The organism is Sphingomonas sp. P4_G2, assembly GCF_056401155.1.
The window spans coordinates 664,634-683,705 of record NZ_JBFUJY010000002.1; the positions used below are offsets into that span (position 1 = coordinate 664,634).

Genomic DNA, 19,072 nt, shown 5'->3' on the forward strand with positions numbered 1-19,072 from the left:
GTGAAAAATTTTCACTATTGTATTGAACGTCTTACGGTAGTTTTCTGAGATTGTCCCCTACGTGCAGTTCGATAGTAGAAGCGACAGGATCCGTTTGCGACCTTCCCGGTCGGCCTTCTGGAACATCCGCCTGGCGTCTTTGGCGACGCCGATCAGTCGAATCCCTTCGTCCAGATAGCCGTGATCGGCGTCCATGCGCCGTTCCAGCTCCCGAATGATCTTCCGCTCGTCCTGCTTGTAGTCGGCGATCAGCCAGCCGAAAATCGTCGTCGATATTGTCGATATAGGCCAGCTTCATGCGGTTGCGGATATCGTCCTGCTCGCCGCCAAACCGATCGGCGTCACAAGTCAGCGTGGCCCGATCCGAACAGCAATCGCGCCAGGTCGCCGACGCCGTTGACCACCAAATGTGCGCGCTGCGCCTCGGGCGCGGCGGCCCATTCTGCCGCGCTGGTCGTGCCGGTCGTGACGCCGATTCCGATCGCGCCGCCGGCGCGCGCCATGACCGTTTCCACTTTCGGGTCGTCACCGACCACCGCCACGCGATCGACCGGCACGCCAAGCCTGGCGGCGACAAAGCGCAAGGCGGCCTGCGACGGTTTGCCCGTCACCTCGGGTTCGATTCCGGTCACGCGCGCAACAGCGCCGCCGATCGCGCAACTATAGCCGAACGCGCGGCCCGATTTGCTGGCGAAGAAGGGAACATCCGACGCGCTGTAGAGCGCGGCGCCGTCGAGCACTGCCGCAGCGGCGGCGTGGATATGGTCCATCGTGCACTGCGGATGCCACGCGATATAGACCGCATCGGCATCGGAATCGCCAGGCGCACAGGTGGTGACGCCTTCCACCTCCAACGCCGCGACCACGCCGTCGGTGCCAAGCACCATGACCCGCTCCAGCCCGCGCGCCCTGAACAGGCCGGCGGCGACGCTGTTGGGCGTGAACAGCCGGTCGTCGGCGATCGGCAACCCGAGCGCGCGCAGCCGCGGCGCCTGCTCCGATGCGGGATAGGCGCTGCCGTTGGTCAGCGCGACGAACGGCATGCCCCGCCGATCGAGCTCGGCGAGCAGCTCGACCGCGCCCGGCAGCACTTGATAGCCGCCAAGCGCGCGGTCGCTCAGGATCAGCGTGCCGTCGAGGTCGAACATCACGCCGGCGGGCGCGGGAAATGCCTCAATCACCGGCCGCCTCCAGCTCGAGCCGGAAGCCGAGTCGCTCGACCGTGACGCGCGTCAGGTCAGTCCGTGCGAGCAATTGCTCCACCAGCGCCATGACTGGCCGCACCGCCGGATCAAAATCGCGCGGCGCGGGGCCGGCGGCCTGCATCGCATCGATCATTGCCGCGGGCATGGTTGCACGGAGCAGGAATTCCTCGTCGGACAGATGCGCGCCGACCTTGCGGCGAAGGTCCGGCAGCGGCGCCATGGCCGGCTCCGCATCGAGTTCGCGCGCGCGCGGCGACGACAGGATGCGGTCCATCACTTGCGGATCGATCGGGCGATTGGGACGGCCGAACCGGCCAATCGCATAGCGGATCACCTCATCGGGGATCGTCGCATAGCGTTCGGCGCCCGTCACGTTCATCACCGCCTGGGTCTGCAGCATCTGCGCGAACGGCGTCATCACGATCGGCCAGCCCAGTTCCTCGCGGACGCGGCCGAGTTCCTCGATCACCGCGCCTTCGAGGTGCGGCACGCGGTGGTCGGCAAGGTGGCGGCGCATCGTGCCGACCATCCCGCCGGGCAATTGGTGGCGGACGTAGCCGGCATCATAGGCCATGGGCGCGCCGGTCGGCAGCCCGTCTGCGGCGGCGAGCGCGGCGAAATAGCGTGCGACCTCGGCCACCGCGTCATCGTCGATGGCAACCTCGTGCCCCGCCTCGCGCAAATTGCGTATAGTGCGCTCGATCGGCGGGTTGGACGTGCCGTCCGCCGCGCCGCCGCTCGCGCATTGCAGCGCCGATACGCCGAGCGCGGCGCTTTCGACATAGGTGCGGTCGGCCAGCCCGATCGTGCAATGCGCGTGGAGTTCGAGCGGCTTGTCGCCGATCTCCGCGATGATCGCCGGGATCAGCGTGCTCGCCCGCTCCGACGTCAACAACCCGCCCGGGTCCTTGATGTAGAGCGCGTCGATATCCGGGCTCGCCGCCATCGTCCTGGCCGCCTCGGCATAATGCGCGTCGTCGTGGATCGGGCTGAGCGTGAAGACCAGCGCGCCGATCACCTGGTCGCCGCCGCCCTGCTTGACCAGCCGCGCGGCGTCGACATTGGCCGCAGCGTCGTTCATCGGATCGGCGAGCGCGAAGCGGCGGATGCCGTTGCGCGCCAGCGTGGCGAAGGCGAGCGCCATGAAATCGGGGCTCGCGGTCTCCCACGAAATGAAGCGGAAGCCGGTCGAGAGGAACTGGAGCGGCGTGGTCGGGCAGGCCGCCGCCATCAGCCGGATGCGCTCCCACGGATCCTGCTGCTTGTAGCGCACCGCGACGCCCATATGGGTCGAGGTCGTGAAGTCGATCGCGGCATAGCCGGCACGCTCCATCACCGGCGCGATTGCGAGCGTGCGCGCGGTGTCGACGCCGAGCGCTCCCCACAGGCATTGGTTGCCGTCGCGCAGCGAGGTTTCGACGAGGCGGATGGCGGCCATCAGGCAGCAGCCTTCGCACGATCGAGGAAGCGGGCGAGAAAGCCGGTGTCGACACCGCCGCGTGCGAAATCGGGATCGGCGAGCACCGCCTGCTGGAAAGCGAGATTGGTCGCGACGCCCGCGATCCGCACATCCGCCAGGGCAGTCCTCAGACGCGCGAGTGCGGTAGCACGATCGGGCCCGTGCGCGATCACCTTGGCGATCATCGAATCGTAGAAGGGCGGGATACGCGCGCCGTCGACGATATGCGTGTCGACCCGGATGCCCTCGCCTGTCGGCCAGCGCGCTGCGGATATTGTACCGGGCGACGGCGCGAAATCATGCTCCGGGTCTTCGGCGTTGATGCGGCATTCGATCGCCGCTCCGTCGCACGCGATGTCGTCCTGGGCTATGTCGAGCCCACGGCCATCGGCGATCGCGATCTGCTCGGCGACCAGGTCGATGCCGGTCACCGCCTCGGTCACTGGATGCTCGACCTGGATGCGCGCGTTCATCTCGAGGAAGTAGAAGGCGTCGCGCGGGACGTCGTAGAGGAACTCGACCGTTCCCGCGCCACGATAGGACAGCCGCGCGGCGAAGCGGATCGCGGCGTCGTGCATCGCCGCGCGGGTCGCGGAGGGCAGGTGCGGCGCCGGCGTTTCCTCGACCAGTTTCTGATAGCGGCGCTGTACCGAGCAATCGCGCTCGCCGAGGTGGATCACACGGCCCTCGCCGTCGCCAAGCACCTGCACCTCGATATGTCGCCCGGATCGGACATACCGCTCGAGATAGACCCGTGCGTCGCCGAACGCGGCCTCGGCCTCGGCACTCGCCATGTCCATCGTCGCGGCGAGGTCCTCCGCTTGTTCGACCAGCTTCATGCCGCGCCCGCCGCCGCCGCCCGCCGCCTTGACCAGCAACGGCACGCCGATCGCCTCGGCCAGCCGGCGCGCTTCATCGGGAGAGGCCGCCGCGCCGCCCGGAATGATCGGCACCCCGGCCGCTTCGGCCGCGGCGCGCGCGCGCAATTTGTCGCCCACCGCCTCGATCTGGTCCGCGGTCGGGCCGATGAAGATGACACCCTCGGCTTCGCACAAGTTCGCCAGATCGGCGCGTTCTGACAAGAATCCATAACCAGGATGGATTGCGTCGCATGCGCTTCCCAGAGCTGCCTGGACTATAGTCTCGACGCGGAGATAGCTGAGCGCCGGTTGCGCCGGGCCGAGACACAGCACGCGATCGGCCATCTCGGCGCCAAGCGACGCGCGATCCGCCTCGGACACGCCGAGCACCGTTTCGATCCCGAGCGCACGGCACGTGCGCAGGATGCGGACCGCGATCTCGCCGCGATTGGCGACGAATATCCGCCGGATCGCCATGACTCAGCAGTCCGGCCGGACAAGCAGCAGCGTCTCGCCATGCTCGACCAGTTCGCCGTTGCGCGCCAGTATCCCGACCACCTCACCGCTGACGCCGGCGCGCGCGGTGTTCATCAGCTTCATCACCTCGATAATGCCGATGATCGTATCGGGCTCGACCCGCGCGCCGATCTCGACGAACGGCGGCTCGCCGGGGCGCGGCGCGCGGTAGTAGATGCCGAGAAGGGGCGACTTCACCTCGACCAGTCCGACCTCACGCGTGGCGACCTCGGGAGGTGGCGGTGGCGCGGCCGGTGCCCCCGGGGCGAGCGGCGGCGGTGCAGGCCGAGCGACAGGCGCGGCCCCGTCGCGCACCAGATCGAGCTTGAGCCCGTCCATCTCCAGGCTCAGCCGGTCGAAGCGCGAGGCGTCGAGCAGCGCGATGATCCGGTCGACATCGGCGGCGGTCAGCGTCATCGCCGCCCCCCGAACACGCCCATGATGTGCCCGAGCGGATTCGCCAGCGGTTCGGCGACAGGCGCCGCCGCCCTGGTCGACCAGATCGTTTCCGGCCGGCTCTGGAGCAGCAGCACTGCACCGTCGCGGTCCACCGCCCATTCGATGTCCTGCGCGGCGCCGTAATGCCGCTCGACGCGCCGCCCGATATCGCGCAGCGCCTGCAGCGTGGCGTCATCCAGGCACGGCGCATGCCGGCGATCATCGGGCACCGGGCGCTCCTCGAGGCCACCGCTTACGAGCGGGCAATGTTCGACATGCTTGTCCGACACTTCGCGGACCGAGATTTCGCCGGTAATCTTGCCGAGCACCCAATGGTCGGGCGTCACTTCGCCCGACACCACTGCCGAACCGAGCCCCCAGGCCCCTTCGATCGTGACGACCGACTTGTCGCCGGTGGTCGGGCTGCGGGTGAACATCACGCCCGCGGCGCGCGCGTCGACCATCTGCTGGATCACGACCGCCATCGCCACCCCGGCTTCGGGAAAGGATTGGCGGCGGCGATAGGTGATGCTCTCGACCGAATAGAGGCTGCCCCAGCATTCGCGCACGCGTGCGACCAGGTCGGCGGCGTCGATCACCCACAGGAAGGTGTCCTGCAGACCGGCGAAGCTCGCATCGGCCGCATCCTCGGTCGTCGCCGAGGATCGCACCGCGACCGGCGTCTCGCGCTCGCCGGACAAGGTGCGATGCGCGGCAAGTAGCGCCTCCTCGACCTCGGCTGGCATCGCTTCTTCCTCGACGCGTCGGCGCAGGTCGCGCGATAATGCGGTGACCGCGGCCAGGTCGTCCGGATCGCACGTCTCGATCCTGGCGCGGACCGGCGCGCGCGCTTCCAGCGCGGCGAGGAACAGATCGAACGCACGCGTCGTCACGACAAAGCCGGGCGGCACCGCGATCCCGGCGCGGGTCAGCTCGCCGAGGCTGGCGCCCTTGCCCCCCGCGATCGGGCGATCGCCGATGCCGAGATCGGCAAACCAAGCGATCGCGTCAGCCATGGTCGGTCACCCCTTCCTCATCGAGGATCGTGACGATTCCCCTGCCACCGTCGACGCGGATGCGCTGCCCGGTGCGGATGCGTTGCGTCGCCGATCCCGTCCCCACCACCGCCGGCAGGCCATATTCGCGCGCGACGATCGCCATGTGGCTCATCGACCCGCCGATGTCGGAGACGGCGGCGGCGATTTTCTGGAAGATCGGTGCCCAGCTCGGGTTGGTCACCTGACAGACGAGGATCTCGCCCTGGCGCAGCGTCCCGATCTCCGCCGCCGAAGTGACGACCCGGGCCGGCCCCTCGACTACGCCCGAAGACGCCGCGAAGCCTTTCAATTCCCGGCCGTCGTCATCGCCGTTCTCGGCCAGCCAGCGATCGAGATTCTCGCGCGTGATGCCCCACAGCATCACGATCGCGGGATCGTCGATCACGTCGGGCACGGCACCCAGCGCCGGTGGCACTCGGTGCTCCGACCATGAAGCGATCGCCGCCTTGCGCTCGGCGACGATCGCCGGCCAGCGCTGGGGGCCCAGTGGCCGCGATCCGCTCGACCAGGCGAGCGACAGATCGACGATCGCGCTTTCCAGCTCGTAATGCGTCAGGTGGAAGACGTCGGCTTCCTCAGCGAAGAAGCCGTGACCCGCGAGCAGCGCCCCGAACTCCCTGATCTTGTTGAAGAACAGGTTGGTGTACCAATGTTCGCAATAGAATTTATGCCCCTCGACATAGGGGAAGACGCGATGCGCCAATGTGATGAGCTGGTCATAGGTCGCGCGATCCGCGTCGCTGTCGAGCAGATCGCGATAGTCCGCGACCAGCTGGTCGCGCTCGCGGATCAGTTGCGCGACCGGGCGGTCGATCGGCTCGCCTGCCTGGAGCTTGGCGATATAGCCGGGCAATGCCGAAAAGGGCATCGACAGATCGTCGTTCCACGACCGGTGATAATGATAGAAACCGTCACCGACATTGACGTTGAACCACGGATCGCGGCTCGTCTCCAGCTCGTCGCGCCAGGCGGCACCGCTGTTGCCGAGCGCATCGAGGCGCGCGAACACCTGGTCGACGGTCATCCCCTCTTCGAACACGTCGTCGATGCCGAGCTCGACCGCGCGCCGCGCGAGCCGCCGCACTTCCTCGTCGGGGCGGAAGATCTCCGCCTCCATCCCCGCGACCATGCGGCTGATCGTCTGGTCCGAAATCTCCGGGAACGCGCGCTTGCAGAAGTCGAAAAAGGTCAGATAGGCGCCATAGCCGAGCAGCAGGAACTCGAAATGGTATTGCCACATGCGGTAATAGCCATCGAGCTGCCGGCGATAGGTGTCGAGCAACGCGTGGTTCGACGCGATGCCCTTGCCGCTATGCGTCGTCTCGATCGGCTCGATGTCGGGAAGCTCGACCCTGGGCAGGTCGTTCGCCTCGTCGATCAGCGCCTTCATCTTGACCTTCCACTGGTCGTAGAGGCGCTCCCAATTCTCATAATAATAGAACGCGCGCTGCTGAAAGAGCTCCAGCCGCTCGGCGATTTCGGCGGGATCGGTCACCGCGACGCCGCCGATATAGACGCGGCCGTTGACGATGCGGTGATCGATCCCCTTGGTCGTGGGCAGGATGTGGACGCGAGTGTTGAACGCGCCGAGCGCGCAATAAGCGGCTTCCGCCGTCACCATGTCGAAATGGTGCATCGGCTCGGGGAAATGCATCGAATTGTAGAACCAGAAGCGCTCGTCGTCCTCTGGCACGAACTGGGTGTAATAAGGATAGGCCGCCTGCGCGGCTTCGGTCCCCGGCACCACCGCGACCGAGCTCGGCAGCGGGAAGCTCTTGATCTTGTCTGCCATCGATCCTCTCGCCCCGCATGTCGCCTTGTGGCGCCTTGGGACCCGGACTCTAAAGCGAGGACGGCGGGAGCGCGTAGGATTCGCGCGCAACGATCATGGGACAAATGCGCACGATCAATGTTCCGTTCGCCAATCGCGCGGCGAGGTGCCGAACCGCTTGCGGAACTGGCGCGCGAAATAGCCGGGATCGAGGAAACCGCACCGGAACGCGATCTCGGCGATCGAGACATGCTGACCGTGCGGATCCACGAGCAAGTCGCGCGCGCGATCGAGCCGCGCGCCCGACACTTCGCGGACGAAGCTGGTGCCGCGCCTGGCGAGCAATGCCTGGAGATAGCGCGTCGAAATGCCCAGGCTCGCCGCGACCGTATCGGGCGTGAGATCGGGATCGGCGAAATCGCGCCGGATTCGGCACAGGATGCGGTCCGCCAGCGCGGCGCGATGCCCGGCGGGAACAGCGTCCTCGGCATCTCCCACCAGCGTCAACAACGCACCGATCCGCTCCGCGAGAAGCGGTCGCAATCCGGGGCTGTCGTCGAGGTGCCGCACCATGGTCTCGATCAGACTGCCGAGCGGTGCCCCCCAGCCGTTGCGCGCCGATAGCGGCCGCGCGAGCAAGGCGTCGGGGTCGGCGACCCAGCGCTCGACCCAGGCGCGCGGCATCATCAGGTCGAGCGCTTCGTGCGGCGCGTCCATGTCCATCTGATAGAAGCGGGTATTGTCGAGCAGCACGAATTCGCCGGGGCCGACGGTGAATTGCGCCCCGGCGATCCGCGTCTCCAGAGCGCCGCGCCGCGAATAGACGAGCTGGATCGACGGTACGGCGCTTCCGGCGCTGCCACCGCCGCGATGAACGACGCGCTGTGCCGGGGCGAGGAGCTGGAGCAGGCGCAGCTCGCCGAGCCCGTAGCTGCGCCACCCCGCGGCGAAGGCGTCGCGGTCGCGGACGCTGATGTCGATCGGCGCGATCGTGCTGGCGGCCCATTCCTGCCATTGGTCGATCGCATGGCGCGTGCCCAGCCCGCGCGACGACCAGCGCATGTCGGGCAGAATCGGCGGAGTCGCGGGCAACATCATTCCTCCACGCCCGCGATCATGCTCCAAATCGCGCCGCGCCGCCATCGTCACGGCGCGATCAGAACCTTGCAGTCATGCGTCCGGCGGCGAAGCGCCTCGAATCGTTCGGGCGTATCGTCGAGCGCGATCGTGCCGGTGACCAGATGGCGCGGTTCGGCGGCACCGGCGTCGAGTGCGTCGAGCGCGGCTTCATATTCCTGGCGCGTGAAGAAGGCCGACGTGACCAGCCGCACTTCCTTGGACAGCATCGCGAAGCTGTTGAACGTGTCGGGGCGCGTGCACAGGCCGAGCAACAGGATCGTGCCGCGATTGCGCACCTGGTTCACCGCCTGCGCGATCAGCCCCGGCACCCCGACGCATTCGAACACGAAATCGGCCTTGCCGCCCAGCGCACGCTCCGCCGCCCCGACCGGATCATCGGCATCGGCGACAAAGCCCGATGCGCCCATCGCGATGGCGCGGTCGCGCTGGTGGTCGGCAATATCCTGCACCACCACTTTCGCCGCGCCCGCGCGCCGCGCCCAGAAGGCGACCGCCAGTCCGATCGGTCCGGCACCGAGGATCAGCACCTGGTCGCCGGACCGCAGTCCGCTCATGTTCACGCCGTGCAGCGCGACCGCGAGCGGCTCAATGATCGCGCCGTCCGCCAGGCTTGCCGATTTGGGCAGGATCACGCATTGATTGGGGCGGGTCACGGCATATTCGGCATAGCCCCCGCCCTGCAGCCCGAAATGCTCGCACCAGGCCGGCTCGCCCGCACGGCACGTAGCGCACTGACCGCAGCTCACCAACGGAATCACCGACACGAGATCGCCCATCGCGAGCCGCTCGACGCCGCGCCCCAGCGCGACGACTTCACCGGCGAATTCATGGCCGAGCACGTCTCCGGCGACACGACCGTAAGCCGCATCCTCGGTCATGTGCAGGTCCGATCCGCAAATTCCGCAGCGCCCGACGCGAACCAGAACCTCGCCTGCCTGAGGCGTCGGATCGGGCAAGGTCTCGACCTTGAGCGGCTTGTGGAGCCCCTGCATGACGACGGCACGCATTTCCTACGCCTCCGCCGCCATCCGCAACACCGGCTTGACCACCTTGCCGCTTTCGCTGGCAGCGATCGCCTGGTCGATCTCGGCGAAGTCGAAATAGCCGATCAGCTTGTCGAACGGGAATTTGCCGGCAAGGTGCAGTTCGATCAGCTCGACGATGAACGTGCCCACATCGCTGTCGCCGCCCAATATGCCCTTCACCGTGCGGCCGCCGCCCATGAACTGGCTTTCGTTGAATGATAAAGTGTCGTCCGGGCCGGACGCGCCGACGATCCCGAGCACGCCCCTGGGCGCGAGCAGCGCGAACGCGTCCTCGATCACCGCCTTGATTCCAGTGGTGTCGAAGGCATAGCCGACTCCCACCGGACACAAGGCGCGGATCTTCGTGGGGGCATCGTCGCGCGCGTTGAAGGCGTGCGTCGCGCCGAGTTCGCGCGCGAGCGCCAGCCGCTCGTCGTTGACGTCGACCGCGACGATCGGATCGGCGCCCGCCACCTTCGCCGCCATGATCGCCGCCATCCCGACCGTGCCGGTGCCGAACACCACGATCGGCAGGCCGCTGCGTACCTTCATGCTGCGCAGCACGGCCCCCGCCCCGGTCATCAGCCCGCAGCCGATCGGTGCGAGTTGTTCGAGCGGCAAATGCGCCGCGCTGTCGGGTACGCGCACGACGTTGCGCTGATGCGCGATGGCATGGGTGGCGAAACTCGACTGGCCGAAGAAATTGGCGTTCATCGGCGCGCCGCCCACGAACATGGTCGGCGTTCCGTCGGCGCGCGTCCCGGTCCAATTGTTGGGGAAGAAATTGTAGCAATAGGTCGGCGCGTCGACCGCGCAGCTGGGGCAGTCTCCACAGCTGTTGAAGCTCATTACCACGCGATCGCCCGGCTGCGCGACGGTGACCGCCTCCCCCACCGCTTCGACGATCCCAGCGCCTTCATGCCCCAACACGATCGGCAGCGGCACGGGCAATTGCCCGTCGCGCACTGCGAGATCGGTATGGCAGATACCGCAGGCAATGATGCGGATGCGCAGCTCGTCGGCGCGCAGTTCGTCGAGCTCGACCTCCTCGATCGCGAACGGGGCATGCTTGCCGCGGCAGATCGCCGCTTTCGCCTGTGTCGTCATCGGTGTCGCATCCGGTAAGGATCCTGTCAGTCGAGCGGTTTGACGGGGCCGAGCTGCATCCCGCCATCGATCATCACATGGCTGCCGGTCATGTAGCTCGACGCGTCGGACGCCAGCAGCAATGCCAGCGGCTTGATCTGATAGGTTTCGGCAACGCGACCGACCGGGACCAGTTCATCCCACGCCTTGCGTGCCGCGGGGTTCTTCTTGAGCCAGCCGCCGCCGATATTGGTCACGAACGGCCCAGGCGCGATCGCATTGACGCGGATGCCGTAAGCAGCGAGCTCGTAGGCCGCGTGGCGCATGAAATGCTTCACCCCGGCCTTGGCGGGCATATACGGCACGCCGACGATCGCCTCGTTGACCTCGGCGGCGTTCGACGAGGTGCAGATGATCGATCCGCCACGACGGCCGATAGTCGCCTCGTTCGCCTTCATCACTCGCGCCGCCTCGCGCACGGTGTGGAACACGCCGGTCAGATTGATCGCGATCGATCGGTACCAGCGTTCGGGATCGTAGACGTCGATCTGGCCTTCCGGATTGCGCTTGTTCTCCGGGCTCCAGAACCCGTTGCCGGCGTCCCAGCCGGCATTGGCGAAGGCGATATCGCACCCGCCATAAGCAGCAACATGGCCGTCGAACGCCGCCGCGACCTGCGCGAGATCGGCGACGTCGCAGGCGACCGCTCGCGCATCGAATCCCTCGCCGCGCAACCGCGCCGCCTCGCGCTCCGCGCCCTCGGCATCGATATCGGCGAGCGTCACGCTGACCCCGGCTTCGGCCATGACCTCGGCATAAGCGAGACCGAGCCCCGATGCCGCCCCGGTGACGAGCGCCGAGCGCCCGGCGATATCGAACTGGTCGAGCGTCTTCATCGCCGGATCACAGATAGAGCTGCGGGTTGGGCGTCAGGCCATGGTCGCGGCAGTAGCTCTCATAATGGTTCATGAACCACCAGACATCGAGCGTTTCGACGTGATTACCCTCGGCATCGTAGAATTCGTTCGCCCCCTGCATCCAGAACAGCGCCTTCATCCCGTCAGGATCGTCGGTGACCAGCGTGTGCGCGGTGCCCGGCGTTTCGGTGATGAAATCGCCCGGGCGGCAGACCCAGTCATATTCGAGATAGCGGAAGCTGCCCTCCAGCCCGATCGCCCAGACCGGCCCACGATGCTTGTGGGTGCCGATCACCCCCGGCGATTTGATCCACAGGATGTTGCAATAGACGTTCTGCCGCACGTCGAAGGCAAGGTGCCGGATCGCCGCATTGTCGCCGAACGGCACCCACGGGCTCTCCTCGTCGGACGACCCGACATAGGTGCCCTCCTGCCCCTTGCGCCGGATCAGGTCGAGATACGGCTCCGCGATATCGACGATCTTGTACGCACTCGACGGCGGCGCGGTCATGGTGCCCATGCTGCGATCCCCTCAGATATAGAGCTTGGGGTTGAGCGGGATGCCGTTGGCGCGGCAGTGGGTCTCGTAGTGGTTGATGAACCACCAGACGTCGGTGGTTTCGACGAAGTTCGCCTGGTCGTCGTAGAATTCGATCGGCCCCTGCATCCAGCCGAACAATTTGACCCCATTGGGATGGTCGGTGACCAGCGTGTGGCTTTCGCCCGGCACCTCCAGAATCAGTCCGCCGGGTGAGGCCACCCAGTCATATTCGAGATATTTCACGCTGCCTTCGAGGCAGACCATCATGATCGTGCCACGGTGCAGGTGGGTGCCAATCACCCCTGGTCCCTTGATCCACAGGATGTTCGAGAAGATGCCTTGCCGCACGTCGAAGGCGAGATGCTTGATCGCGGCATTGTCGCCGAACGGCACCCAGGGGCTGTCGACGTCGCTCTGCGCATCGATATAGCGCCCGCCCGGGCTCAACCGCGCGACGATCTCGCGGTGGGCGAAGGGGACATTGACGATTTCCGCCTTGGTTGACGGCGGCGCTTCCATCACGCTCATGGTGATACTCCTCTCAACGGATCAATGTGTCGACATAATCGGCGCCGATGCCGACCGCGGCATAGTGCGCGCGCGCGGCCGCGATATAGTCGTAGACGTCGTAATGGCCGGTCGTGTTCCCGTCCTCGTCGAGCCACATCAGCGGGCCCGACACGACGAAGAAGACCTTCATCGGATCGGGGTGATCGTAGCAGACCAGCGTATGGCTCTCTCCGGGGGTTTCGTAGACGAAATCCCCCGCGGTCGCGGTCCAGTCATGTTCGAGATAGGCCCATTTGCCGCTGATCGTGTAGGCCCAGATCGGGTGCGGGTGATAATGCCGGTTCACCAGCCCCGCCGCCTTCGACATCAGTACGTCGGCCCACATGTTGCGCGACGGGCTGATCCATACCGGCTTCGACGACACTGTCTCGCTGATCGGCACCCAATAACGTTCGTCGCCCTCGGCGATCTTGGACGCATAGATTTCGGGTAGCCCGCCTTCGCGAAACACCTTGGCGACCGGCTTCAAGTCCTTCCAGAATTCGGCATGCGCCTGTTCGGGCATCTTTACGCTCCCACGTCGCTATCCGGCACTGATCACGCTCCAACCGCCATCGACCCGGAACGAGGCGCCGGTAACATAGGTCGCGTCGTCGCTGACCAGATAGGCGATCATCGCGGCGACATCCTCGGGCGCGCCGCGCACGCCGAACGGCACTGCCGAATTGATCCCCGCTTCCGCGTCCGCCTCTGAAATGCCGGTATTGGCGGCGTAGCTCTGGATGATGCTGTCGGTCATCCGCGTGCGGATCACGCCGGGATGGACCGAATTGCACCGCACGCGGCCGCCGTCCGCCGCGCCGATGATCGCCAGCGAGCGCGTCAGTTGCTCGACGCCTGCCTTGCTGACGCCGTAAGCGAGCGCCGACGGAGTCGCCATGAACGACACGATCGAGGCGATGTTGACGATCGCGCCTGTCCCTTCCGCGATCATGTGCGGCATCACCGCGGTACAACCGAGGAAGGTGCCGTCGAGATTGATCGCCAGGACGCGGCGGAACTCGGCATAGCTCGTCGCGAGCCCGGCCTGGGCGAGATCGCCCTCTATTCCTGCAGCATTGACCAGCATGTCGATGCGACCGGTCGGCCGGAGCGCGACGTCCACCACCCCGTGCCAACCATCGGGATCGGAGACGTCCTGGAGCAGGAATGTCCCGCCGGTTTCGGCCGCCAGCGCCTTGCCGGATCCTTCCGCGACATCGGTCAGTATCACGGTCGCGCCGTCGCGCGCCAGCCGCCGCACGGTCGCAGCGCCGATCCCGCCGGCTGCCCCAGTGATCAGCGCGACTCTACCCGCCAGCGCGCTCATGCCGGGACCTTTTCGAGGGAGAATCCGGCATAGCCCGCTGCGGCTATTTCATCGCATTTTGCGCGATAGGCGCCGACGCCGCCGACATAGGGCATGAACACACGCCGTCCGTCGCGGGTGCGGCCCTGATACCAGCTGTCGGCGCGCGGAAAGAGCGTCTGGTGGGCGACCGCATCGGCATGTTCCATCCAGTCGCGCTCGGCATCGGCATCCGCCTCGATCGTCGCGATACCCCGTTCGCGCAGATGGATCAGGCAATCGGCGATCCAGTCGACATGCTGCTCGATCGAAACCACGACGTTGCTCAGCACCGATGGGCTGCCCGGCCCGGTAATCGTGAACATGTTGGGAAAGCCGGCAACCGCGAGCCCCAGCAGTGCGCGCGGCCCGTCCGCCCATTCGTCGGCTAGCGCCCGGCCGCCGCGGCCGCGAATGTCGATCGCCCTGATCGCACCGATACAGGCGTCGAACCCCGTAGCGAAGACGATCGCATCTGCCCGATACGTCCCGCGATCGGTGACGATGGCATGATCGGTGACCGCAACGACCGGTTCCTCGCGCACGTCGACCACGGCGACGTTGCGACGATTGAGCGCGTCGTAATAGCCGATCTCGGAGCAGAGCCGGCGCGATCCGATCGGGTAACCGGTCGGGGTGACCTTGCGCGCCGTCTCCGGGTCGCTCACCAGCTCGCCGATCTTGGCGCGCGCGAAAGCGGCGGCGTAGGCGTTCGATTCCTCGTCGAACAACAGATCTTGATAGGCGCGCAACAGCCCGGTCGTGCCGCCAGCCCAATAGTCCGCAAAGCGCCGTGCGCGCCCGGCATCGTCATCCGCCTTGGCCGATCCCGGTCCCGGCCCGTCGAACCAGCCGAGCGGCGATTGGCGCGCCGCGGCGCGCAATTGCGGCAGCTGCGGCTCGATCGCGGCGCGCTCGTCCTCGCTGAGCGGACGATTGCCCGCCGGCACCGCGAAATTGGGCGTGCGTTGAAACACGGTCACGGCATCCGCCCGAGCGGCAAGTTGAGGCAGCACCTGGATGCCCGACGACCCCGTGCCGAACAACGCGATATGGCGGCCGGCCAACGGCACCGTCTCATCCCATCGCGCGGTGTGGAGAATGTCGCCCGCGAAGCGGTCGAGCCCCGGCAAATCGGGCGTCTTGGGCGCCGACAGCGCGCCGGTTGCGAGAATCAGATGGTGAGCATCGAACGTCGCGCCGCTATCGATATCGACGTGCCAGACGGCGGTCCGGTCGTCCCAGGTCGCCCGGGTAACGCGCGCGTCGAACCGGATGTCGCGGCGGAGATCGAAACGATCCGCGACATGGTCGAGATAGGCGAGAATCTCGGGCTGCGCGGCATAACGCTCCGTCCAGCGCCAGTCGCGTTCCAGCTCCGGCGAAAAGGAATAGCTATATTCGACGCTCGGAATGTCGCAGCGCGCGCCGGGATAGCGGTTCCAATACCAGGTGCCGCCCACGCCCGACCCGGCTTCGACGACGCGAACCGAAAAGCCGGCCTCGCGAAGGCGATGGAGCATGTAGAGCCCGGCAAATCCGGCCCCGACGACCAGGGCGTCGAGCGGCGTGGCGGCGTCGGAGCTCATGTCGCGCGCCTCGCGGCGACGTGCTCGCGCAGGAAAGCCCCCGCCGCGGCGACCGCCGCCGCTCCTTCGGGCAGCATGAAGGCGAAGGCGTGCCAGACATGGATCAGCCCCGGCCAGAGGTCGAGCGTCAGCGCGACGTCGTCACGTCCCGCCGACGCGGCGAGGCGGACCGCGTCGTCGAGCAATATCTCCGCCGTTCCGACATGGACCAATAATGGCGGCAGGCCGCTGAGATCGGCATGGATCGGAGAGGCGAGCGGATCGGCGGGGTCGGTCGATCCGAGATAATAGGCCGCCAGCCTGCGCAAGCCGAGCTCGGTGAGCGCGGGATCGGCGGCGGCCTTGCCGGTCATGCTGACGCCGCTGCAAGCGAGATCGGTCCAGGGCGAGATCAGGAAGCCTGCCCCCGGCATCGGTGCGCCGGTATCGCGCAAGCGGAGCAACGTCGCGACGGTCAGCCCGCCGCCTGCCGAATCCCCGGCAACGACAAGATTGCCCGGCTCATGGCCCTGATCGAGCAACGCGCGAAACGCTGCTGCGGAATCGTCGATCGCGGCAGGGAACGGGTGTTCGGGGGCGAGCCGATAATCGATCGCATAGGCAGTCATGCCCGACGCGTCGGCGAGCGCCGCGACCAGACCGCGATATCCCCAGGCGTTGCCGACGACATAGCCGCCGCCGTGCAGGTACAGCAATGTCGGCGCGGACGGATCGGCGGGGCCGTAGCGCAAGGCCGGGATACCGCCGAGCGTATCGTGCGCGAACGCCGCGTCGGGCGGCGCGGGCATCGCCCCGACCATCGCATCGAACGCGGCGCGCGCCTGTTCGGGCGGTGCCGATAGATCGGGACCGCCCTGACGCATCGTCTCGATGATCTGGGCAAGGGCGTCGCTGGGCAATGTCGTTCTCTGTTTTCTCGACTGGAAAAGCGGAGCGGCGCGGACGCCGCCCCGGAGAGCGTCAGAAGTTGAACCCGACGCGCACGTACCATTCGGCGGGGCGGCTATAGGTGCCGTAGATCTCACCCCCCGCGATCTGCGCCTGGCCGGTCACCAGATAGCGGTCGTTGGTCAGGTTGGTGCCGCCGACCGTCACGCTCCAATTCTTGCTCGGTGCGTTATAGGTCAGGCTGGCGTTGACGATGTCGGTCACCGGCCGCATCAGCAGGAACGTGCCCTCGGTGTCGTTGCGCATGCTCGTCGTGTGCGTCCAGTCGCCGAGCAGCACGATCGATCCGTCGCCCACCGGCAGTTCGAGCCGCGGCGAGACGTTGATCTTCCAATGCGGGGCCTTGGGCAGCGCCGATCCGACGCCGACGCCTTCCTGGAACGGATTGGGCGCGACCTGCGCGGGCGCGAGCACCATCGTATAATAGGCCTCGAGATAGCCGACCGATCCGTTGATCGTGAAACCCTTGACCGGGGCGACCACTGCTTCGAGCTCGACCCCCTTGATCCGCGCGTTGCCGGCATTCTGGATGGTCGGCGAAACGCCCTGCTGGAAGTTGAGCTGGATGCCGTCATATTTGGTGGTGAAGGCGGCGAGATTGAGTTGCAGCCTGCGGTCGAGCAGGGTCGATTTGATGCCGACTTCATAAGTCTCGGCTTTTTCCTCGCCGAAGGTCGGTGCGACCGGCAGCGGGTTGGATAGGCGTGTCGTCCAGCCGCCGGTTTTGTACCCTTGCGAGAACGAGGCATAGGCCATCACGTCGTCGGTCGGATAGAGTTGGGCACCGGCTTTGAACGAGAAGTTGCTGAAATTCTGCTTGTTGGGCGTGCCCGGATAGTAGCGAAACGGCTGGTCGGGGAACGGGAAACCCAAAGCGGCCGCACAGGCGGCACCCGGCGGCGTGCAGTTGAACAGCTTGTAATTGAAGCCGTTCACGTCGGACTGCATGCCGTCATAGCGTTTGTCCTCGGACGTGTAGCGTCCGCCCAGCGTCAAGCCGAAGAGCTTGGTGATGCGCCAGTCGATCTGGCCGAACCCGGCATAAGCGGTGGTATCGACCTTGCCCGGTCCGTCGACCTGCAGCAGCCCGGCGGCGAAGGTCACATAGTCGTTGAGCGTGCCCTTTTCCTTGAAGGCATAGCCGCCCAGGACGAATTTCAATTTGTCGTCGAGCAGGCTGCCCGAGAATTGGAGTTCCTGGCTGAGCTGGTACTGATTGACCTTGAAGCTGGTCTGCAGGATCGGCAGCGGCGAATTGTCGAGGTCAACGCCGGCCGAAAAATTGATCTTGCGATAGGATGAGATCGATTTGATCAGCATCTTGTCGGCTACGTCGAACTCAAGCGTCAGCGCGGCACCGCCCTGCTTCAGCCGCGAGAAGTTGTTGCCATTGGCATAGGTCGTGTCGATGTCGGTATTCACCCAGCGGCTGTCATATGGCAGCAGATCGTTATTGGGATTGGCGTCGACATTGACGCTGCCCAGGCCGGGAAGCGTGTTGTAGCCGTTCACGCTGGTGCGCGGCCCGCACAGATTTTGCGCGTTGCGCGCGGCGATCTGCGCCGGGGTCGCGCCAATGCAGAAATTATAGAGGCCGGCGAACAGGAACCCGGAACTCCCTGTCACCACGTCGAGTGCCGTGCCGGGAATGTTGTTCGCCGCGACGCCGGCAAACGGCCCCGGAACCGGCGTGACCGCAAGGATGGTGTTGGCGGTCGATTCCTGGTCGATATTGGTATAGTCGCCGGTCAACGTGGCGCGGATGCCGCTGCCATTGTCCCAATGCAGCTTGCCGCGGACGTTCCAGCTATTATCCCCGCCCTGGCGATTGCGCGTCTCGTAATCCGCGGCAACGAAGCGGGTGTAGGAATCGGTCGCGCTCGGCGTGCCGGGATAGGGAATGCGCCGCTGATATCCCTCGCGGCTGAGGATGCCGAACGCGATCGACGAGCTGAGACCCTTGGCCAGCGGGATTTCCACGACGCCGCGCGCCTGCAAACGGTTGTAGCTGCCCCCGGTAATGTCGCCCTTGGCCTTGAAGGTATCGCCCGGCGTGGTGGTGACGATCGAGATCGCGCCGCCGATCGTATTGCGGCCGAACAAGGTGCCCTGCGGCCCCTTCAGCACTTCGATCCGCTCGACGTCGAGCAGGTCCTGGTTGGCGCCGATCGACCGGCCAAGATAGACGCCGTCGAGATAGACGCCGACCGCGGGATCGATGTTGAAGGCGAAGTCGCTGGCGCCGATGCCGCGGATCGTCGCGCCGAGCACGGCGGAGGAGCCCGAGAAGGGAGTCGACGCGTCGAGCGTGACGTTGGGCGTGATCCCGGACAGAGCCGAAACGTCGCCGATGGCGCGCTCCTGCAACGCCTCGTTGGTGAAGGCGCTGATTGCGATCGGCACGGTCTGGATATTTTCCGACCGGCGCTGCGCGGTGACGACGATGTCGGGAATCCCGCCATTATCGGCCGGTGCGGTTTGCCCGTTGGCGGCCGGTGCCGGGGGCGGTGCGTCCTGCGCCTGCGCCGCGGCCGGCATCAGCAACGCGACGGCCAGAGCACTCAATGAAACGGTGATACGCGGCTTGCCCATATCGAATCCTCCCCTTTGGCCTCGCGTTCG

At 66.4% G+C, this 19,072-nt stretch carries 18 protein-coding genes; all 18 read right to left on the minus strand.

The features are described 5' to 3' along the window. Positions 1-57: 57 nt before the first annotated feature. The 18 genes from AC1DRD_RS08630 to AC1DRD_RS08715 all read right to left on the minus strand — a co-directional run bounded on the left by AC1DRD_RS08630 (position 58) and on the right by AC1DRD_RS08715 (position 19,042). Positions 58-195: a hypothetical protein gene (locus AC1DRD_RS08630; protein WP_478041060.1), complete on the minus strand. Its 138-nt coding sequence runs from the start codon at positions 193-195 to the stop codon at positions 58-60. A gap of 146 nt (positions 196-341) precedes the next feature. Further along, positions 342-1,181, minus strand: a complete 840-nt coding sequence (locus tag AC1DRD_RS08635) for an HAD-IIA family hydrolase (protein WP_478041061.1) — start codon at positions 1,179-1,181, stop codon at positions 342-344. Next, the gene (locus AC1DRD_RS08640) at positions 1,174-2,643 is read right to left on the minus strand and encodes a biotin carboxyl carrier protein (protein ID WP_478041062.1); all 1,470 of its coding nucleotides are present in this window, start codon (positions 2,641-2,643) and stop codon (positions 1,174-1,176) included. The genes AC1DRD_RS08635 and AC1DRD_RS08640 overlap by 8 nt, the downstream gene beginning before the upstream one ends. Beyond that, on the minus strand, positions 2,643-4,001 hold the full coding sequence (locus AC1DRD_RS08645; protein ID WP_478041063.1) for an acetyl-CoA carboxylase biotin carboxylase subunit: 1,359 nt from the start codon (positions 3,999-4,001) through the stop codon (positions 2,643-2,645). Before AC1DRD_RS08645 ends, AC1DRD_RS08640 begins: the two co-directional genes overlap by 1 nt. A 3-nt stretch (positions 4,002-4,004) precedes the next feature. After that, positions 4,005-4,457, minus strand: coding sequence for an acetyl-CoA carboxylase biotin carboxyl carrier protein (locus AC1DRD_RS08650; RefSeq protein ID WP_478041064.1), 453 nt, complete (start codon positions 4,455-4,457; stop codon positions 4,005-4,007). Continuing rightward, positions 4,454-5,494: a PEP/pyruvate-binding domain-containing protein gene (locus tag AC1DRD_RS08655; RefSeq protein WP_478041065.1), complete on the minus strand. Its 1,041-nt coding sequence runs from the start codon at positions 5,492-5,494 to the stop codon at positions 4,454-4,456. The genes AC1DRD_RS08650 and AC1DRD_RS08655 overlap by 4 nt, the downstream gene beginning before the upstream one ends. Continuing rightward, a complete protein-coding gene (locus AC1DRD_RS08660) occupies positions 5,487-7,328 on the minus strand; it encodes a PEP-utilizing enzyme (protein ID WP_478041066.1) in 1,842 nt (613 codons plus the stop codon). Before AC1DRD_RS08660 ends, AC1DRD_RS08655 begins: the two co-directional genes overlap by 8 nt. A 114-nt stretch (positions 7,329-7,442) precedes the next feature. After that, entirely contained in the window at positions 7,443-8,402 is a 960-nt protein-coding gene (locus AC1DRD_RS08665) for an AraC-like ligand-binding domain-containing protein (protein WP_478041067.1), read from the minus strand. A 50-nt stretch (positions 8,403-8,452) separates the two neighbouring features. Next, positions 8,453-9,454: an alcohol dehydrogenase catalytic domain-containing protein gene (locus tag AC1DRD_RS08670; protein WP_478041068.1), complete on the minus strand. Its 1,002-nt coding sequence runs from the start codon at positions 9,452-9,454 to the stop codon at positions 8,453-8,455. Between the two features lie 3 nt (positions 9,455-9,457). Then, positions 9,458-10,579: an NAD(P)-dependent alcohol dehydrogenase gene (locus AC1DRD_RS08675; RefSeq protein WP_478041069.1), complete on the minus strand. Its 1,122-nt coding sequence runs from the start codon at positions 10,577-10,579 to the stop codon at positions 9,458-9,460. A gap of 26 nt (positions 10,580-10,605) precedes the next feature. Further along, positions 10,606-11,454: an SDR family NAD(P)-dependent oxidoreductase gene (locus AC1DRD_RS08680; protein ID WP_478041070.1), complete on the minus strand. Its 849-nt coding sequence runs from the start codon at positions 11,452-11,454 to the stop codon at positions 10,606-10,608. A 7-nt stretch (positions 11,455-11,461) separates the two neighbouring features. Continuing rightward, the gene (locus tag AC1DRD_RS08685; protein WP_478041071.1) at positions 11,462-11,995 is read right to left on the minus strand and encodes a 2,4'-dihydroxyacetophenone dioxygenase family protein; all 534 of its coding nucleotides are present in this window, start codon (positions 11,993-11,995) and stop codon (positions 11,462-11,464) included. A gap of 12 nt (positions 11,996-12,007) precedes the next feature. Beyond that, positions 12,008-12,544 carry a 2,4'-dihydroxyacetophenone dioxygenase family protein gene (locus AC1DRD_RS08690; protein WP_478041072.1) on the minus strand — a complete coding sequence of 179 codons (537 nt, stop codon included), beginning with the start codon at positions 12,542-12,544 and terminating at the stop codon, positions 12,008-12,010. Between the two features lie 13 nt (positions 12,545-12,557). Continuing rightward, the gene (locus tag AC1DRD_RS08695) at positions 12,558-13,091 is read right to left on the minus strand and encodes a 2,4'-dihydroxyacetophenone dioxygenase family protein (protein WP_478030443.1); all 534 of its coding nucleotides are present in this window, start codon (positions 13,089-13,091) and stop codon (positions 12,558-12,560) included. 18 nt (positions 13,092-13,109) lie between these two features. Beyond that, positions 13,110-13,895 (minus strand): SDR family oxidoreductase, encoded by a 786-nt coding sequence (locus AC1DRD_RS08700; RefSeq protein ID WP_478041073.1) that lies wholly within the window; start codon positions 13,893-13,895, stop codon positions 13,110-13,112. Beyond that, on the minus strand, positions 13,892-15,502 hold the full coding sequence (locus AC1DRD_RS08705) for a flavin-containing monooxygenase (RefSeq protein ID WP_478041074.1): 1,611 nt from the start codon (positions 15,500-15,502) through the stop codon (positions 13,892-13,894). The genes AC1DRD_RS08700 and AC1DRD_RS08705 overlap by 4 nt, the downstream gene beginning before the upstream one ends. Next, complete coding sequence (locus AC1DRD_RS08710) at positions 15,499-16,401, minus strand: alpha/beta hydrolase (protein WP_478041075.1); 903 nt, start codon at positions 16,399-16,401, stop codon at positions 15,499-15,501. The genes AC1DRD_RS08705 and AC1DRD_RS08710 overlap by 4 nt, the downstream gene beginning before the upstream one ends. A gap of 61 nt (positions 16,402-16,462) precedes the next feature. Next, a complete protein-coding gene (locus AC1DRD_RS08715; protein WP_478041076.1) occupies positions 16,463-19,042 on the minus strand; it encodes a TonB-dependent receptor in 2,580 nt (859 codons plus the stop codon). Positions 19,043-19,072: the final 30 nt, after the last annotated feature.

Bases quoted from the DNA above. Each gene is read 5' to 3' on its own strand.
- AC1DRD_RS08685 (WP_478041071.1), bottom strand. From the start codon at position 11,995: ATGGGCACCATGACCGCGCCGCCGTCGAGTGCGTACAAGATCGTCGAT.
- AC1DRD_RS08650 (WP_478041064.1), bottom strand. From the start codon at position 4,457: ATGACGCTGACCGCCGCCGATGTCGACCGGATCATCGCGCTGCTCGAC.
- AC1DRD_RS08670 (WP_478041068.1), bottom strand. From the start codon at position 9,454: ATGCGTGCCGTCGTCATGCAGGGGCTCCACAAGCCGCTCAAGGTCGAG.
- AC1DRD_RS08695 (WP_478030443.1), bottom strand. From the start codon at position 13,091: ATGCCCGAACAGGCGCATGCCGAATTCTGGAAGGACTTGAAGCCGGTC.
- AC1DRD_RS08630 (WP_478041060.1), bottom strand. From the start codon at position 195: ATGGACGCCGATCACGGCTATCTGGACGAAGGGATTCGACTGATCGGC.
- AC1DRD_RS08665 (WP_478041067.1), bottom strand. From the start codon at position 8,402: ATGTTGCCCGCGACTCCGCCGATTCTGCCCGACATGCGCTGGTCGTCG.
- AC1DRD_RS08680 (WP_478041070.1), bottom strand. From the start codon at position 11,454: ATGAAGACGCTCGACCAGTTCGATATCGCCGGGCGCTCGGCGCTCGTC.
- AC1DRD_RS08700 (WP_478041073.1), bottom strand. From the start codon at position 13,895: ATGAGCGCGCTGGCGGGTAGAGTCGCGCTGATCACTGGGGCAGCCGGC.
- AC1DRD_RS08640 (WP_478041062.1), bottom strand. From the start codon at position 2,643: ATGGCCGCCATCCGCCTCGTCGAAACCTCGCTGCGCGACGGCAACCAA.
- AC1DRD_RS08715 (WP_478041076.1), bottom strand. From the start codon at position 19,042: ATGGGCAAGCCGCGTATCACCGTTTCATTGAGTGCTCTGGCCGTCGCG.
- AC1DRD_RS08645 (WP_478041063.1), bottom strand. From the start codon at position 4,001: ATGGCGATCCGGCGGATATTCGTCGCCAATCGCGGCGAGATCGCGGTC.
- AC1DRD_RS08655 (WP_478041065.1), bottom strand. From the start codon at position 5,494: ATGGCTGACGCGATCGCTTGGTTTGCCGATCTCGGCATCGGCGATCGC.
- AC1DRD_RS08675 (WP_478041069.1), bottom strand. From the start codon at position 10,579: ATGACGACACAGGCGAAAGCGGCGATCTGCCGCGGCAAGCATGCCCCG.
- AC1DRD_RS08660 (WP_478041066.1), bottom strand. From the start codon at position 7,328: ATGGCAGACAAGATCAAGAGCTTCCCGCTGCCGAGCTCGGTCGCGGTG.
- AC1DRD_RS08690 (WP_478041072.1), bottom strand. From the start codon at position 12,544: ATGAGCGTGATGGAAGCGCCGCCGTCAACCAAGGCGGAAATCGTCAAT.
- AC1DRD_RS08705 (WP_478041074.1), bottom strand. From the start codon at position 15,502: ATGAGCTCCGACGCCGCCACGCCGCTCGACGCCCTGGTCGTCGGGGCC.